Consider the following 15,536-nt stretch of genomic DNA (forward strand, 5'->3'; position numbering starts at 1 on the left):
GTATTGAGATGCGTCGCCCTTGGCAAGGTCTGTCATTACAATGATAGACGGGAAAGGGGTAATCGTTCGCTATGACGTTGCAATTCGCGGCCAAGACGGCATAATGCCGCCGTTTTTCTGTCGGATCTGTTATGTCCATTCAACCCGAAGATCGCACAACGATTGATATGTTTTCGACTCCCCGTCGTGGGCGGCCGAAAAGTAACCCGTATGATCGCACGGCACAGAGTCGCTTTAACAAGCGCTTTCAGCGTCAGCGTGATAAAGAACGTGGGTTGCAGCGGTTGGAAGTGAAGGTGGATGCGGATGTGATTGATTGTCTGGATTTGGCCTGCGATGATTTGGGCCTAAGCCGGGCGGATATTATCAATCTGGCATTAAAACAGTGGTTGCATCTCTGAATAACAGAGTGTGTCAGATGTTCGAACACCGCCGGCTGTTATCCGGGTTAGCATGAATTTGCTTTAACTCCTTGAAATATCGAAAAGTTATCTGTACGATTTGTCCTCCTGTCGAAAGTCAGGTCGTTATGGTGGCTCCTGTTGGTCCCCTCGCAACGATAAGCTACGAACCCCGCCAGGCCCGGAAGGGAGCAACGGTAGTAGTCGACTCGTGTGCCGGGGTGTGGCTGGCAGGAGTCATCTCCAATAACACTGACATCCTGCCCGCCAATCGTTATCATGCGACTTCCTTGTTTTAGCAGAGTCCGCTTTTCATGAGTTATCAGGTACTTGCACGTAAGTGGCGACCGCGATTTTTTGACGAAATGGTCGGCCAGGAGCACGTACTCAAAGCGCTGATCAACGCCTTGAATGAGCAGCGACTACACCACGCCTATCTGTTTACCGGTACCCGGGGTGTGGGCAAAACCACCATCGCCCGTATTCTGGCCAAATGCCTTAACTGTGAAGAGGGCATCAGCGCCCGACCTTGTGGCGTGTGTTCCTCTTGTCGTGAAATTGCAGAAGGTCGCTTTGTTGATCTGATCGAAGTGGATGCGGCCTCCCGTACCAAGGTTGAGGACACCCGCGAACTGCTCGATAACGTGCAATATGCACCGACCCGTGGACGCTTCAAGGTCTACCTGATCGACGAAGTGCACATGCTGTCGACCCACAGTTTTAACGCACTGTTAAAAACGCTGGAAGAACCTCCGGCTCACGTCAAATTCCTGCTTGCCACCACCGATCCCCAAAAACTGCCCGTCACCGTGCTGTCCCGTTGCTTGCAGTTCAGCCTGAAAAACATGACGCCAGAAAGCATCGTTGGTTATCTCGAAACCGTGTTGCAGGCAGAAAACATCCGTTATGAACCACCGGCACTCTGGCAATTGGGGCGAGCCGCCCAGGGCAGCATGCGTGATGCTCTCAGTCTGACCGATCAGGCCATTGCCTTTGGTGAAGGCACGGTACTGGAAACCCAGGTGACCAGCATGCTGGGCACCATGGATCGTGGCCGGCTGTTCAAAATGGCGGAAGTCATGGCCAAGGCCAACGCTCGTGACGTATTGGCCGAAGTGGCAGAAATGGCGGAGCACGGCCCGGATTATGATGAGGTCGTGCAAGGCTTGCTGACCATCTGGCACAGAGCGGCACTGGCTCAGGTGGTTCCGGATGCCATCGAAAATTCCCAAGGGGATCGCGATGCCATTCTGGCGCTGGCACTGGCCATGAACGGCGAAGATTTACAGCTTTATTATCAGGTTGCGCTCAGTGGCCGCAAGGATCTGGCTCTGGCTCCAGACCCGCGTCAGGGATTTGAGATGCTGTTGCTGCGCATGCTGGCGTTTCGTCCGCTGCCGGAGCAGTTACCGGAGGCATTGGCCAATCTGGATCTGGGTTCGGCGCTGTCCAGTCCTTCGGCGCTGGTCAGCCCTGCACAACCAGCCCTGATTGAGGCGCAAAAAAAAAAGCCACTGACGGAGCCGTCTGACCTCGGGCAGTCAGAACCAAAACCAGTACAATCAGAGCCGACACACGCGGCGTCTGTGGTTGACGATACGCAAGCTACGCCGTTTGCGGCCGATGAGCCTCTGGCTGAACCAGGCGCTGAGCCGGTGCCCGTAACCGTGGCTCCGCCCGTCGTCAGTCCGGCTGAGCCTGAGCAGGAATCCCCTCCCTGGTCAGAAGAGGAAGCCACGGAACCGTTGCCGCCCGCCGCACCGCCTGCCGTACCGCCTTCCGCAACCCTGGTGCCAGAGCCGGTAAAACCCGCACCAGCCCAGCCTGCACCGACGGAAGCAATATCCGCTGCCAAGCCGCACACGTCGGCTGCCGGAGGTAATCTCAGTCGTTTGATGGATGCGCCTGCTGATCACAGTATGACGTTTGAACCTGCTCCTGCGGCACCAACCGCTACCAAAGCCGCTGTGACCAAAACCGTGCCGCGCGAGATCGCCAATCCGGCCGATTTACCGCCGCTGACCCCCGCTAGCTGGTGGATGTGGCTGGAGCACTTGCCTCTGGCCGGGTTACCCTTGTCGATTGCCCGTAACAGTGCACTGGTCGAAATCCGCGACGGCCATTATTGCTTTGATGTTGATCCGCAGCAGGGGGCACTGTTTAATCCGGGTCAACAACAACGGATCGAACAGGCGCTGCAAACGCTGGTTCCCGATGCCCGTATCGAAATGGTCTTGCGCAGCCCGGCAGGAGAGACGCCAGAGCAACGGCGCCAACGGCTGGCTGCAGAAGCAGGCTTTATTGCCTTGCAGTCCATCGAGACGGATGAACAGGTCCGCCATATACTGACAACCTTTAATGCCACAGTGGTCGACGGCACCATCCGACCACTGGATGACTAATACAACCCTGACGGGCAGGAATGGCCCGTTATTTAAGGAGACCGATATGATGAAAGGTGGCATGGGCAACTTGATGAAACAAGCCCAGAAAATGCAGGAAGACATGCAAAAAATGCAGGCCAAGCTGGCAGAAGCCGAAGTGACCGGTGAATCCGGCGCTGGCCTGGTCAGCGTGATCATGAACGGCCGTCACGACGTCAAGCGCGTCATAATCGACGACTCTCTGATGACAGAAGACAAAGACATGCTGGAAGATTTGCTGGCTGCCGCAGTGAACGACGCAGTCCGTAAAATCGAGACCAACAGCCAGGAGCAGATGTCGAAAATGACGGCTGGTATGGGGTTGCCACCTGGTATGAAAATGCCGTTCTGATGGCCACTCGCGGTGCGACCCCGGCACCTCTGCTGGCGCTGGCGCAGTGTCTCGATCAATTGCCGGGTATCGGGCCGAAGGCGGCCGCGCGTATGGCACGCAAGCTGGTATTGCAGCCAGCGCTGGCTGCCGATCTTGAAGCGGCGCTGGCGACGGTACAACAACAAGTGGCACTCTGTCCGGTGTGCCGCTGTTATAGTGTGAATAGCGTATGCCGCCAATGTGATGGGGTGGTCGAAGCCGGTACTGATTTATGGGTGCTGGCTCAACCCGAACAGTTGGCCGACATCGATACCGCGGCACAAGGGTTTGTGTTGCATGGCCTGCTGTCACCGGTTGAGGGTATTGGCCCGGAGCAACTGGGGTTGGGATCACTGTATCAGCGTTTGTGTGACCCGCAGCAACAACCGTCACGACTGATCATCTGTCTGGATGAGTCAGTCGAAGGACGTACCACCGGATTCTACGTGCAAACACTGGCCCAGCGGGCCGGTGTGCCCTTTTTGCAGTGGTCGGAGACGGATTCCGACAGCACTGCCACCGATTAGTGTTCAGCCTTGCCGCCCTGCGCCAGCGCTGAACCAAGGAGAGATGTGTTGACTAGCCCTCAAGTGCCTGAACCTGTCTGGCTCACTACCAACCTGCAACTGGCACAAGCCTGTCAGGATTGGATGAATGAAGGCTTCCTGGCACTCGATACCGAATTTATCCGCACCTCGACATTTTACCCTAAAGCCGGGTTGTTGCAGGTAGCCGACAGCCAGCAGTGCTATCTGATTGATCCGCTCAGTGTGACCGAATGGCAGCCACTGGCCGAGGTATTTCAGGCTGACACCGTGACCAAGGTTTTTCATGCCTGTGCCGAAGACCTCGAAGTGTGTCGCCAGCTGACCGGAGTCTTGCCCAGTCCGCTGGCTGACAGTCAACTGGCTGCTTCAATGGCTGGATTGGGTGGTTCGATGGGGTTTCAGCGCTTGATTTCGGCCTTGCTGGATATTGATATCGATAAAGAAGAAACCCGTTCAAACTGGTTGGCGCGTCCGCTCAGCCCGGACCAGATTCGCTATGCCGTTGCCGATGTCTACTTTTTGCGGCAAATCTATCCGCTGCTGGTGGAAAAGTTGACCAGGCTGGGTCGTATGGGCTGGCTGGAAGAAGACTGTCAGCGCATCATTGATGACCAGAGCCAGCAAGATATCCCGAAAGACTATTATCGACGGGTCAAGCTGGCCTGGAAACTGCGCCCGCAAGAGCAGCATATCTTGCAGGAACTGGTTGGCTGGCGTGAGTTGCAGGCGCGGGAGCGTGACGTACCCCGTAACAAGGTGGTTGATGATAACAGCCTTTGGAATATTGCCCGTTTCAAGCCAAACAATCGCGACCAGCTGGCGCGTGCCGGTTTGCGCCCTGAAATGATCCGCAACGACAGCCAAACACTGCTGGCCATTGTCAGTCAGGCGCTGGAAGATGATGCCGCGCTCTGGCCGGTGGCGCTGGACCGACCACTGACTCCGGAAGCCGGGCAGTGGCTGAAAAACACCAGAGAGGTGGTTGCCAAACGCGCCGCCGAACTGGAGATACCACCGGAAATACTGACCCGGAAAAAAGCGCTGGATGCCTTGATCCGTTCGGGCTGGGGCAATGGCCAGTACGTATTACCTGATGTACTGCAGGGCTGGCGTAAAGCCGAGATTGGTGACACCTTGCTGGATATGATGACCCGGGCGGACAACCGCCACTGAGCCAACCTGGCTCGACCTACTGCAGGAAGAGAACATGAGTAAAGTACTTTGCGATGTCTTTAAAAGCCGTAAAAAAGATGAGACCTATCTATACGTCTCACGCAAGGATGGATTAAAAAAAGTACCAGAGGCTTTGCTGGAACAGTTCGGCAAGCCAGAACTGGCGATGACCATGATCATCACGCCAGACAAAAAACTGGCGCGCTTCTCCGGTGAACGTATCCTGGAACAAATTGACAGCCAGGGGTTTTTTCTGCAAATGCCACCGCCGAAAGAAAGCGCCAAGCTTGACCTGTTTTGCAAATTGGATAACGAATGAGTCAGACGGCTTTCTGGCAGCACAAGCGCCTGGATGAAATGAGCAAGCCAGAGTGGGAATCACTCTGTGATGGTTGCGCGCGCTGTTGCCTGCACAAACTGGAAGATGAAGATAGCGGTGATGTTTATTATACCGATATCCATTGTCGCTATATGGACACCAGCGATTGCCGTTGCAGTGTTTATCAGCAACGGCAAGAAAAAGTACCCACCTGTGTCTGGCTGACGCCAGAACAGGCAAGTCAGTTTTTCTGGCTGCCGGAAACCTGCGCCTATCGCCTGTTAGCGGAAGGTAAACCACTGTTTGACTGGCATCCGCTGATCAGTGGTGATCCAGCTTCAGTGCATACGGCAGGGATTTCTCTGGCAGGGAAGGGGGTATCTGATGATCAGGTGCCAGAAGAGGATTGGGAAGACCACATAATCTGGAAAGCATGACGCATGGATAACCTTTATGACCCGATGACCGGTTGGGCGCTGTACCTTGGTTTTGCCTTGTTGGGCTGTTGGTGCTGGCGGATGATGTTCTACTGGATGTCATCCGCCAGTGTCCTGCGCGACCTGTTGGTGGTACTGGGGCCGGTGCTGGTGTTGTCGCCCGCCAAAATCAGCCCGGACTCTGACTATTTTGCGCCGGCGTTTATGGTGGCTGGGTTTTCGGCCTTCAGCAATGAAACCGAGATTACTGACAATGCCCTGATCTGGTGGCTGGTCGGGTTATTGGTCGGCATTCTGTATGTGCTGGTGCGCTGGATTATCCGTTTGCGGCATCCAGCGGCCAAGCCCGGAGTAAAATCCGGGGCTACATCGGCTACTTCGAAAAATGCCCGCCGAGAGCCGGTAGTTTAGTTGGTTGAAGACTGGTTGAAGGCTGGTTGAAGGCTGGTTGAAGGCTGGTTGAAGGCTGGTTGAAGGCTGGTTGAAGGCTGGTTGAAGGCTGGTTGAGTGTTTGTCAGGCTGGCATTTGTTGGCCGTCAACGGCAACGGAACGGAATGCAGAAAGGTATGTGACGGCTGTCGTTACCTCATGATCATTACACCATGAGCGGTGGCGACAGCAGTGCTGACCGGCTAACCTGGTCCTGCTGTATTATTTACCAGCACGGCCCAGGAAGCGGCGTTCTTCGACGTTGATACGAATGACATCGCCCGTGGAAATATGCTCCGGTACCTGCACCGTCAGGCCGGTTGTCAGGCGCGCAGGCTTGGTACGGGCGGTGGCCGAATTCCCTTTGATGGATGGTTCGGTGTCTTCGATTTCCAACTCAACAATGGCTGGCAGAATCAGTCCTACCGGCTGGCCATCAACCACCATCACCTGTACATCCTGGGTCTGGTCGTTAACGAAAAGGATCTCATCTTCAATGGCCGTCTTGTCCAGATAATAAGGGGTGTAATCCTCGTTATCCATAAAGACCCAGGCGTCACCATCGACGTAGGAAAACATGGCTGGACGACGGGTCAGGTCGGCAAACGACAGCATGTCTGAATCCTTGAAGGTTTCATCTATCTTCTGACCACTCACCACATCGTACATTCGCATACGATACAGGCTACCGCCGGCGCGTCCCTGTGGCACAGAGCGCTCAATATCCTTGATAAAATACACTCGGCCGTTGTATTCGACGGCGGCGTTTTTCTTGATCTCACTCGCTTTTGGCATGACTGCTGAATCCTCTTGATGATGTCCGCATGCTGGGGCGCAGGGGCCCAATCTGAGAGGCGCGACTATACGCTGTTAGCCGCGGAAAAACGAGGCTGCAAACGTTTATGGCTGTTCTGGAAGCAAATGCCGGGGCGGGTTGTTTGGGCTGGCAGAGGTTGCCAGCCAGTCTGCCAAACCGCATCCGGCGCGCTTGCCGGTAGCAAAACAGGCGGTGAGCAGATAGCCTCCGGTGGGAGCTTCCCAGTCGAGCATTTCCCCGGCAACAAAGACGCCTGGCATGGCGTTCAGCATCAGTTGAGGATTGACGGCACTGGCCTGCACCCCTCCGGCGCTGCTAATGGCTTCGTTGATGGGGCGTGGTTGCTGGGGCGTTAATGGCATGGCTTTGAGTGCCCTGGCAACGGCAGGGATGTCGCGGTTATCCAGTTGCGGGCAGCATTCTCGTAATAGCGTGCTGGTGATGGCAGGCAGATTGAGTTTTTTGCGCAGCAGGTTGGCAAAGGACAGGCCTTTTTTACCCTGGCGTAATTTCTGTTCGATGTCTGCTAGTGATGAATGAGGCAGCCAGTCCAGTGTCAGCAGTGACTGGCCTGTTGTACCTGTTGTACCTGCTGTATCGGGGTTGGCGCTGGCCTGCTTCAAACGCTCTCGCAGAGGGGCGCTGAGAGCATAAATCAGGCTGCCTTCAATGCCGTATTCACTGACCACAAACTCACCGGTGCGTGACCAGTGCTTGCCTTGGGTATCGGTCAGCGATAGCTGGATATGCTTGATTGGCGTACCGGCAAATCTTTCTTTGAGAAAATCGCTCCAGGCCACATCAAAACCGCAGTTGCTGGGTTGCAAGGGCGCGATATCGACCTGTTGCTGTTGTAACCAGGGTGCCCAGCGGCCATCGGAGCCGAGTCTGGCCCAACTGCCTCCGCCGAGAGCCAGCACCACCGCATCGAACGACCGTTGTATCGTGCCGTCCGGGGTGTCGAAACACCATGCTTGTGATGCGCCCACAGGGAGTTGTGCCTGGCTGTTCTCCCAGCCAGTCCAGCGGTGGCGTGGATGAAATACCACTCCCTGGGCTTTGAGGCGATGGAGCCAGGCACGTAACAAGGGCGCTGCTTTCATATCACACGGGAAAACCCGCCCCGAGGTGCCAACAAAGGTATCGATGCCAAGGCCATGGATCCATTCGCGCAGTTGTGTTGGCGTGAGGTCGTCCAGGATGGGCTGGAGCCAGCGGCTGGCGCTGCCATAACGATTGACAAAGTGGTGGTAGTCTTCCGCGTGGGTAATATTCATGCCACCGATGCCGGCGAGCAAAAACTTGCGCGCCACACTGGGCATGGCATCAAAGACTTCGACCTGGTAGCCACGACTGGCGATTTGTTCTGCTGCCATCAATCCGGCCGGCCCGGCACCAATAATGGCTGCGGTCTGTGGCAAAGGAATATCAGCAGTGGTCGGGGTGGTCACAAATAAGGCTCCGGTAGCAGGCAGGGAACAGGGAATAGTGGATACAAAACGCGGGGATAGTGGCGGCGATGATCAAGGGGTTCAGCCATCCCGTGCCGTTATTCGGGCGACGGCGCAGGGTGGCTTGGTGTAGCGCGAAAGAGCTCAAGAGCGCAAATAGTGAGTGATCAGCTGGATGTTAACTTGAGCCAGATTGGTGCGTGGTCGGAAGGTTTTTCCATACCCCGAATAGCGTAGCTGATACCGACCTCATCACAGCTGGCCAGCAATGGCTCAGTAACCAGAATATGGTCGATTCTCAAGCCGCGTTTGGGGGTATCGGCAAACCCTTTGGAGCGGTAATCAAACCAGCTGAATTGCTCGTTGCTGGTGGGGTGAAAATGACGATAGCTGTCGGTCAGTCCCCAGTTCAACAAGGTTTGATACCATTCGCGCTCTTCTGGCAAAAAGGAACATTTACCGGTTTTTAACCAGCGTTTACGATTGGGTTCACCAATACCGATGTCGGTATCTTCCGGTGAAATATTCATATCACCCATCACCACCACCCGGTCGGCGGGGGTGAAATTGTCGTTCAGATACTGCATCAGGTCGGCGTAGAATTTTTCTTTGGCCGGAAACTTGGTTTCATGGGCACGGCTTTCACCTTGGGGGAAGTAGCCATTCAGTACGTCAATGGTGCTGCCTCCGATGTTATAGCGGGCGTGAATCAGTCGTTTTTGAGCGTCTTCGTCGTCCGATGGCCAGCCTTTTTGCACAAAGACGGGAGCTTGCTTGCTGAGCAGGGCGACACCGTAGTGGCTTTTCTGGCCAAAATGCTCAACGTGATACCCCAGGCTTTCGATATCTGCCAGAGGAAACATATCGTCGTGTACCTTGATTTCCTGTAAGCCCAGAATATCCGGGTCCAGTTGTTCCCGAATAGCCTCAAGTTGATGTTGACGGGCGCGAATGCCATTGATGTTAAAGCTGACGATAGTGGTCATTGGAGTATCCATAAGCTGTCAAAAACGGTGCCGGTGCAGAGGCCGGCAGTCTAGCAGGTTGTTGGGCATCTATCTGCGTTGTAACGGTAATCTGGCGGGGGAACGGTTAACGCCTGAGTGCAGATACACGTGCAGATAGGTGTACCGGTTAATGATAAAGGTAAGCCCGAATACTGGGTAAAAACGGTTCGTCACTGATGCGCTGATCACCCCGTGCCTGGCGGGTACGGCCGGGAGGTGGCTCGGAGCTGATGCGGTTGTGTTCGGGCAGGATAGGCTGGGTATCGGGGATAAACAGCGGCAAGGAAACACTCATGGCCTTGCGTATGACCTCATCGCCGTTGTTATACACCAGATTGGCTCGAACCACGGGGGCCAGGGTCTGGATTTGGGCCAACCGTGTGGCGGGAGGTAATTGCCCCAGTCGCTGCAGCTGAATCTGGATATGCGGTTTGTGTTCTCCCAGCTCAAGCAGCAGGGCTTCGGCCTGACTCAGGGTGAGCTTTTTGATACTGCGACCGTTGACGTACCAGCTGAAGCCAACCTTGCGTGGCGCCTGTGCCAGCAGTGGAATATGGCGAAAGCACTGCTTCAGATGAACGCGTGTCATACCGGCAATTGCCAGCTTGTTACGCAAGGATGAGGGGTGCTCACCTAACAGACGATAGCTTTCTTTCCAGCGTGGCAGATCCTGCTTTTCCAGCTGCACTGCAGCGCGGAAATCATCCTTGGCCTGATTGATGTCGGTAATCAATGTCCGACAGCGCGTATCGGCAAGGATCAAACCATGGCGGGAGCGGGTTTCACGGCCATCTTGCTGATCGCGATACCAGAGGTCGGTCAGCAAGTCGGTGGCCAGCGACAAGGGTTTCAGGCCCAGGGCGATTTCGCTGTCTTGCAGGGGCAACCAATGTGCCGGTTGTGTTTGGGTTAGATGTTCCGACAGCTGAGCTAACACCTGTTGGAGATCTTCAAAACGGGAGACGAGTTCAGTAATCACAGTGTTGGTCTGGCCAGCAGTTTGGCGCGAATAAACTCACCATGGGGGATATACAGCAGTTCGGCAATACGCCGAATGATGTGTTCTTCATACTTGTCGAGACCATTGCTGGCGTAGGCAATACGCCAGAGGCCGGTCAGCAAATCAAATTTCTGCTCTACCGAAAAATGTTTGTGGACCACATCGGTAAATTGAAACAGGTCGGAAGCCTGGGCGCTGGCCTGCTCGGCCTGTTGCTGTAGCGCGCGGATATGCTCATCGCTGAGCTGGAACAGTTCTTTGAGTACCCGGCCCAGCTCGTTGCGCTCGCTGGCATCGATGCGGTGATCCGCTTTCATGACTTCCACCAGTAAGGCGGCGGCGGAGAGATCCAGTGTGTGTTTGTCGGTGCCTGACGGGGCATGTTCAGTGAATAGCTGGAGCAGTTTGTTTAGCATCTGAGCCTTCTTGGGGGTATGCGGGGTGCTCTGTATCGGCAGGTCGTGGAACCATGCTCTGCCTCTTGGAGGCGGATCACCCGGTTCAGGTTCCCTCGTCACGAGTATCGTGAGTTATTCCGGTTAATGATGGCTGTTTTTAGCAAGCTCACGGCGGTGTGTCAAAGCGACCGGGAGGACAAGCGGATGATAGAGAGGGAATCAGGCGTCAGGTTGTGCATGTATTCATGATTTTCTCTTTATTTCTGCTGGTTATTCTGATGATCGACCTCAGTGGGCAATGAGTGATGTTATTGGAAATGGTCATGGCAATGGTATTAATGATTGTCTTCTTGTTAATGTTTGAAATAATCATGATTATTGAACAATTATTTTATATGGACAGGATTGTATTTATGGCCCTGTTTTGATTAAAAGGGGGTCGGTTGGAATTGAATATTGATTTTATACCATGAATTCCAAACGAAATATAATGGTGTTGCTCTTGATTTAAATATTGTCAAAAAAATATTATATTTTTAAAGAAAGGGTTGGTGTTTTTATGAACAGCTGATTGTGAATTAGTGTCATTAAAAATCAGCGACCGTTGGTTTTTGTCAGTTATTTTCTTGCAGATGGCTTGTATACAAAATATTTAGTGAGGTATGTCGTTTGGAGTAGTAATTGCCTTGCTTTTGTAATTGAAAATGATTATCAGGTGTTTTACCATGCGCATCAATTTAGGTTACATTGGACTGATCATTGTGCATTTAAAAAAATCCTTAATCATGATGAAGGCTTGTGGAGCGCTTGTTTTCTCTCCGACGGTTTTTGCAGAAACGGCATCAGACGGTATTTCTCACGCAGAAGGCCCCAAGGAATGGGATCAAAAGATTGAGGATCAATCCATCATAGAACTATCGCCCATTCAGGTAGAGGGTCGTGCACTGTCTCTCTACAAGGAGGATGAAGCGGTTTTGGGGACTCGAACCCATACACCGATTGATGAAACGCCGCAGTCTATTCAGGTACTTACCCAGGAATTAATTGATGACCAGGCTGCCAATGAAGTAACGGACCTTTTTCGCTCAATGTCCGGCGTATCCTATTTTAATTACGGCATTATCAAAATGCGTGGCTTTGAGCAAGAAAGCCAGGTGCTTTATGATGGTGTCAAAGGTGATCCATTCAGGACTTTTACGATTCCTCAGCTGTTCAATATTGAGGAAGTCCAGGTACTCAAGGGACCTTCTGGTGCTCTTTATGGTGCGGGCGAGGCCGGTGGCGTCATTAATTATGTGACCAAGAAGCCGACCTATGACCAACAAAACACCATCGAATTCGCTACAGGTAATAAAGGCTTTTTAAGTGGCAGTCTCGAATCGTCTGGCGGACTTAATGAAGATGCGTCCCAGCGTTACCGAATAGGGGTGTATTCGAGTAGTGAAGATTCTTATCGTAATAATGTGGAAGAAGATAACGACATCGTTGATCTCGGTTATGCCTGGGATATTAATGAAGATGCTACATTAACACTGCAATATACTCATTTTTACCAATTGGGCGAGCGTGTGCGGGGGGTGCCTATTGATGAAGATGGCAACTTCTTGACAGATACTTCCTGGAACAGTAATGAGCCTTCTGACAATCAGGAATTCAAATCAGATATTTTTCAAGCCCATCTGCAATACTCAATTAATGACTGGTTAGACAGCAATCTGACCTTACGTTATTACGAAACAAACGAAACCATGAAATTCCATCAGGCAAGAGCTCTGGTGGATAGCGATAGTGACGGGGCATACGATGGCGTGACCCGCCGCTATCAGGATCAGGTTCGAGATTATAACGGCGTTGATCTGGCGTATTATCTTGTTGCCTATCTGGGCGACCATACGTTGGTGACTGGTACAGACTACCATTTTGCTCGTGAAGAGGAGCTGTTTTATTACTCCGGTAATAGTGATGACACTGATGCGACACCATCGACATTAAGTTTTACCAATCCTGACTATGACGATGATATCAGCGCTTATGAAATGAGTCTGAATCGAGATAGAACGACGGATCTGAAACAGGTTGGGGTTTATGTGCAAGACCAATGGCGTGTCACAAACAAGCTGAATTTGGTCGCCGGTGCTCGCTTGGACCATATAAAAGAAGATGTCACAGACAATGACGATGGCAGTGATGATGCCTCTTACGACGATGTTGGCTATTCAACCCGGATTGGTGCTACTTACGAATTAAGCAAGCAATTCAAACCGTACGCGTCATTTTCTACCGGTTTGACACCTCAGGCTGCGGCGGATCAACTGACTTCTGCCGATGGCAGTTTGTTTGACCCGGAAGAAAACCAGCAGGTAGAAGTGGGGGCTCGTACGTATTTGCTTGATAATCGATCGAATCTGAATGTGGCGCTTTTTCATATTGTGAAAAACAATGTACTGACAGAAGACCCGGATGACGATGATTACAGCATTGCTATTGGTGAAATTCGCAGTCAGGGTTTTGAAGCAGACTTGCTTGCGGATCTAACTTCCCGCTGGGTTGCTAATGTCAGTTATACCTATACGGATTTGGAAGTGACGGATACCGACGCCGACGCCCGGAACCTTTCCAATACACCTTCTCACCAGCTGGGTGGCTGGACTCGTTATGAATTCCCCGATATCGGTTCTTCGATTGCCTTTGGTATGGACTATGTCAGTCAGCAAACAGACCGGGACGACAATACGATCAAGCCTCACACGATATACGATATGTCCTGGCAAACACGGTGGCAGGATTGGAAATTCCAGGCGAATATTAAAAACTTGCTGGATGAGGAGTATGCCATTGCCGGGTTTAATACGGTGTCTGGAGCGATTATTGGAGAGCGCCGTCGTATTTACCTGAAAGCATCCTACGATTTTTGAACTGACCTGGCGGTGTTATGGATTCCGGGGCAAGCCCGGGATGACGGGCGGGATTCTGAATCCAGTTCAGAACGACGGAGTGCCAACAAAGACAACAGCTGTCAGGTATTTACCTGACAGCTGTTCAGTGGCAGCTATTGCATACCCTGGGACTTGAGGTATTCATCGTAGTTGCCGTGGAAGTCGACAATCTTGTTGTCACGGACTTCCAGAATCCGGGTCGCCAGCGATGAAACAAACTCACGGTCGTGGGAAACGAAGATCAGGGTGCCTTCAAACATTTCCAGTGCCATGTTCAGCGCTTCGATGGATTCCATATCCATGTGGTTGGTGGGTTCGTCCATTACCAGCACGTTGTGGTTATGCAGCATCAGCTTGCCAAGCAGCAGGCGGCCTTTTTCACCACCGGAACAGACTTTGACAGACTTTTTGATGTCATCCTGGTTAAACAGCAAGCGGCCCAGAGTGCCGCGAACGGCCTGGTCGTCGTGTTCGGCGGACTTCCAGTGTTCCATCCAGTCGAACAGGTTTTCGTTGCCTTCAAACTCGTATTCGTGATCCTGGGCGTAGTAACCGACGTTGGCATTTTCTGACCAGCGTACTTCACCTTGTGTTGGGGTGATGTCGTTGACCAGGCACTTGAGGAAGGTGGTTTTACCGACGCCGTTGGCACCAATCACCGCGATTTTTTCACCCGCTTCAATCATGAAGTCGGTCTTGCTGAACAGTGGCTGTTCGCCGTCATAGGCATGGCCGAGGTTCTCGATTTCCAGCGCCAGACGGTGCAGTTTCTTTTCCTGGGTGAAACGGATAAACGGGCTTTGACGACTGGATGGCTTGATGTCGTCGAGCTTGATCTTGTCGATCTGCTTGGCACGAGAGGTCGCTTGCTTGGCCTTGGAGGCGTTGGCAGAAAAACGCGATACAAACTGCTGCAGTTCGGCGATCTGGGCTTTTTTCTTGGCGTTTTCAGATTGCATACGCTCACGGGCAGCGGTGGATGCGATCATGAAGTCGTCGTAGGTGCCTGGGTAAATCTGGATGCGACCGTAGTCGATATCGGCCATGTGGGTACAAACGGAATTCAGGAAGTGACGATCGTGCGAGATGATGATCATCGTGCACTTCATGTCGTTCAGAATACCTTCGAGCCAACGAATGGTGTGGATGTCGAGGTTGTTGGTCGGTTCGTCGAGCAGCAGGATGTCGGGGTTGGAGAACAGCGCCTGTGCCAGCAAGACTCGCAGTTTGAGACCGGGAGCTACTTCGCTCATGGGGCCTGCGTGCAGGCTGGTATCGATACCGGCACCCAGCAGCAGTTCACCGGCTCGGGCTTCGGCCATGTAGCCGTCCAGTTCCGCGAATTCGCCTTCCAGCTCGGCGGCGCGCATATAGTCGTCTTCAGTGGCTTCAAGGTTGTCGTAAATGCTGTCACGCTCGTCCTTGATAGCCCACATTTCCTTGTTGCCCATCATCACGGTGTCGAGCACGGTGAATTCTTCGTAGGCGAACTGATCCTGGTTCAGTTTGCCCAGACGCTCGTTGGGCGTGACGGAGACGTTACCTGCACTGGGTTCCAGTGAACCGTCGAGAATCTTCATAAAGGTCGACTTGCCGCAACCGTTAGCGCCGATCAGGCCGTAGCGGTTGCCGTCACCAAATTTGACGGAAATATTTTCAAACAGCGGTTTTGCACCGAACTGCATGGTGATGTTGGCGGTGGAAATCACGTTGATGTCCTGAAAGAAAGGAGGGTTTTGGTAAAGGGCGGTACTATACCGGTTTTTAGGGCGTTTTTGATCCTGTTGGTGATGACGAAATGGCGAAATTCCCCTGACCGGGGC

General features: G+C 53.0%; 15 protein-coding genes and 1 other RNA gene. 10 read left to right on the forward strand and 6 right to left on the reverse strand.

Annotation, left to right across the window (positions count from 1 at the left end; genetic code table 11):
• Positions 1 to 131: 131 nt before the first annotated feature.
• The 9 genes from ybfE to Q8W32_RS15710 all read left to right on the forward strand — a co-directional run bounded on the left by ybfE (position 132) and on the right by Q8W32_RS15710 (position 6,085).
• Entirely contained in the window at positions 132 to 401 is a 270-nt protein-coding gene (ybfE, locus tag Q8W32_RS15670; protein ID WP_303432034.1) for a LexA regulated protein, read from the forward strand.
• 139 nt (positions 402 to 540) lie between these two features.
• Positions 541 to 637, forward strand: an RNA gene (ffs, locus tag Q8W32_RS15675) — signal recognition particle sRNA small type.
• Between the two features lie 78 nt (positions 638 to 715).
• Entirely contained in the window at positions 716 to 2,803 is a 2,088-nt protein-coding gene (gene dnaX, locus Q8W32_RS15680; RefSeq protein ID WP_305415593.1) for a DNA polymerase III subunit gamma/tau, read from the forward strand.
• Between the two features lie 46 nt (positions 2,804 to 2,849).
• Complete coding sequence (locus Q8W32_RS15685; RefSeq protein WP_305415594.1) at positions 2,850 to 3,176, forward strand: YbaB/EbfC family nucleoid-associated protein; 327 nt, start codon at positions 2,850 to 2,852, stop codon at positions 3,174 to 3,176.
• Positions 3,176 to 3,724, forward strand: a complete 549-nt coding sequence (locus tag Q8W32_RS15690; RefSeq protein WP_303432037.1) for a toprim domain-containing protein — start codon at positions 3,176 to 3,178, stop codon at positions 3,722 to 3,724. Before Q8W32_RS15685 ends, Q8W32_RS15690 begins: the two co-directional genes overlap by 1 nt.
• 45 nt (positions 3,725 to 3,769) lie before the next feature.
• Positions 3,770 to 4,918: a ribonuclease D gene (gene rnd, locus Q8W32_RS15695; protein WP_305415595.1), complete on the forward strand. Its 1,149-nt coding sequence runs from the start codon at positions 3,770 to 3,772 to the stop codon at positions 4,916 to 4,918.
• 34 nt (positions 4,919 to 4,952) lie between these two features.
• Positions 4,953 to 5,237 (forward strand): YcgL domain-containing protein, encoded by a 285-nt coding sequence (locus tag Q8W32_RS15700; protein WP_303432039.1) that lies wholly within the window; start codon positions 4,953 to 4,955, stop codon positions 5,235 to 5,237.
• Positions 5,234 to 5,674 (forward strand): YcgN family cysteine cluster protein, encoded by a 441-nt coding sequence (locus Q8W32_RS15705; protein WP_303432040.1) that lies wholly within the window; start codon positions 5,234 to 5,236, stop codon positions 5,672 to 5,674. Before Q8W32_RS15700 ends, Q8W32_RS15705 begins: the two co-directional genes overlap by 4 nt.
• A gap of 3 nt (positions 5,675 to 5,677) precedes the next feature.
• Positions 5,678 to 6,085 (forward strand): hypothetical protein, encoded by a 408-nt coding sequence (locus Q8W32_RS15710; protein ID WP_305415596.1) that lies wholly within the window; start codon positions 5,678 to 5,680, stop codon positions 6,083 to 6,085.
• 241 nt (positions 6,086 to 6,326) lie between these two features.
• On the opposite strand, the gene yeiP is transcribed toward Q8W32_RS15710, so the two are convergent.
• The 5 genes from yeiP to Q8W32_RS15735 all read right to left on the reverse strand — a co-directional run bounded on the left by yeiP (position 6,327) and on the right by Q8W32_RS15735 (position 10,795).
• Positions 6,327 to 6,899 carry an elongation factor P-like protein YeiP gene (yeiP, locus tag Q8W32_RS15715; RefSeq protein ID WP_305415597.1) on the reverse strand — a complete coding sequence of 191 codons (573 nt, stop codon included), beginning with the start codon at positions 6,897 to 6,899 and terminating at the stop codon, positions 6,327 to 6,329.
• A gap of 105 nt (positions 6,900 to 7,004) precedes the next feature.
• Positions 7,005 to 8,372, reverse strand: a complete 1,368-nt coding sequence (locus Q8W32_RS15720; protein ID WP_305415598.1) for a TIGR03862 family flavoprotein — start codon at positions 8,370 to 8,372, stop codon at positions 7,005 to 7,007.
• Between the two features lie 167 nt (positions 8,373 to 8,539).
• Positions 8,540 to 9,358 carry an exodeoxyribonuclease III gene (gene xthA, locus Q8W32_RS15725; RefSeq protein ID WP_305415599.1) on the reverse strand — a complete coding sequence of 273 codons (819 nt, stop codon included), beginning with the start codon at positions 9,356 to 9,358 and terminating at the stop codon, positions 8,540 to 8,542.
• Between the two features lie 148 nt (positions 9,359 to 9,506).
• The gene (locus Q8W32_RS15730; RefSeq protein ID WP_305415600.1) at positions 9,507 to 10,358 is read right to left on the reverse strand and encodes a DNA replication terminus site-binding protein; all 852 of its coding nucleotides are present in this window, start codon (positions 10,356 to 10,358) and stop codon (positions 9,507 to 9,509) included.
• Complete coding sequence (locus Q8W32_RS15735) at positions 10,355 to 10,795, reverse strand: TerB family tellurite resistance protein (RefSeq protein WP_303432046.1); 441 nt, start codon at positions 10,793 to 10,795, stop codon at positions 10,355 to 10,357. Before Q8W32_RS15735 ends, Q8W32_RS15730 begins: the two co-directional genes overlap by 4 nt.
• Before the next feature lie 707 nt (positions 10,796 to 11,502).
• Here Q8W32_RS15735 and Q8W32_RS15740 point away from each other — a divergent pair.
• Positions 11,503 to 13,692, forward strand: a complete 2,190-nt coding sequence (locus tag Q8W32_RS15740) for a TonB-dependent siderophore receptor (protein WP_305415601.1) — start codon at positions 11,503 to 11,505, stop codon at positions 13,690 to 13,692.
• 134 nt (positions 13,693 to 13,826) lie between these two features.
• Here Q8W32_RS15740 and Q8W32_RS15745 read toward each other — a convergent pair whose 3' ends face one another.
• Positions 13,827 to 15,422, reverse strand: a complete 1,596-nt coding sequence (locus Q8W32_RS15745) for an ABC-F family ATPase (RefSeq protein WP_303432048.1) — start codon at positions 15,420 to 15,422, stop codon at positions 13,827 to 13,829.
• Between the last annotated feature and the right edge of the window lie 114 nt (positions 15,423 to 15,536).

This window comes from Oceanobacter sp. 3_MG-2023 (assembly GCF_030688925.1).
Taxonomy (GTDB): Bacteria; Pseudomonadota; Gammaproteobacteria; order Pseudomonadales; family Oceanobacteraceae; genus Oceanobacter.

What these genes read in the sequence shown, in the direction of transcription:
- Q8W32_RS15685 (WP_305415594.1), top strand. Translation starts at nt 2,850, where the DNA reads ATGATGAAAGGTGGCATGGGCAACTTGATGAAACAAGCCCAGAAAATG.
- dnaX (WP_305415593.1), top strand. Translation starts at nt 716, where the DNA reads ATGAGTTATCAGGTACTTGCACGTAAGTGGCGACCGCGATTTTTTGAC.
- yeiP (WP_305415597.1), bottom strand. Translation starts at nt 6,899, where the DNA reads ATGCCAAAAGCGAGTGAGATCAAGAAAAACGCCGCCGTCGAATACAAC.
- ybfE (WP_303432034.1), top strand. Translation starts at nt 132, where the DNA reads ATGTCCATTCAACCCGAAGATCGCACAACGATTGATATGTTTTCGACT.
- Q8W32_RS15700 (WP_303432039.1), top strand. Translation starts at nt 4,953, where the DNA reads ATGAGTAAAGTACTTTGCGATGTCTTTAAAAGCCGTAAAAAAGATGAG.
- Q8W32_RS15705 (WP_303432040.1), top strand. Translation starts at nt 5,234, where the DNA reads ATGAGTCAGACGGCTTTCTGGCAGCACAAGCGCCTGGATGAAATGAGC.
- xthA (WP_305415599.1), bottom strand. Translation starts at nt 9,358, where the DNA reads ATGACCACTATCGTCAGCTTTAACATCAATGGCATTCGCGCCCGTCAA.
- Q8W32_RS15735 (WP_303432046.1), bottom strand. Translation starts at nt 10,795, where the DNA reads ATGCTAAACAAACTGCTCCAGCTATTCACTGAACATGCCCCGTCAGGC.
- Q8W32_RS15740 (WP_305415601.1), top strand. Translation starts at nt 11,503, where the DNA reads ATGCGCATCAATTTAGGTTACATTGGACTGATCATTGTGCATTTAAAA.
- Q8W32_RS15690 (WP_303432037.1), top strand. Translation starts at nt 3,176, where the DNA reads ATGGCCACTCGCGGTGCGACCCCGGCACCTCTGCTGGCGCTGGCGCAG.
- Q8W32_RS15710 (WP_305415596.1), top strand. Translation starts at nt 5,678, where the DNA reads ATGGATAACCTTTATGACCCGATGACCGGTTGGGCGCTGTACCTTGGT.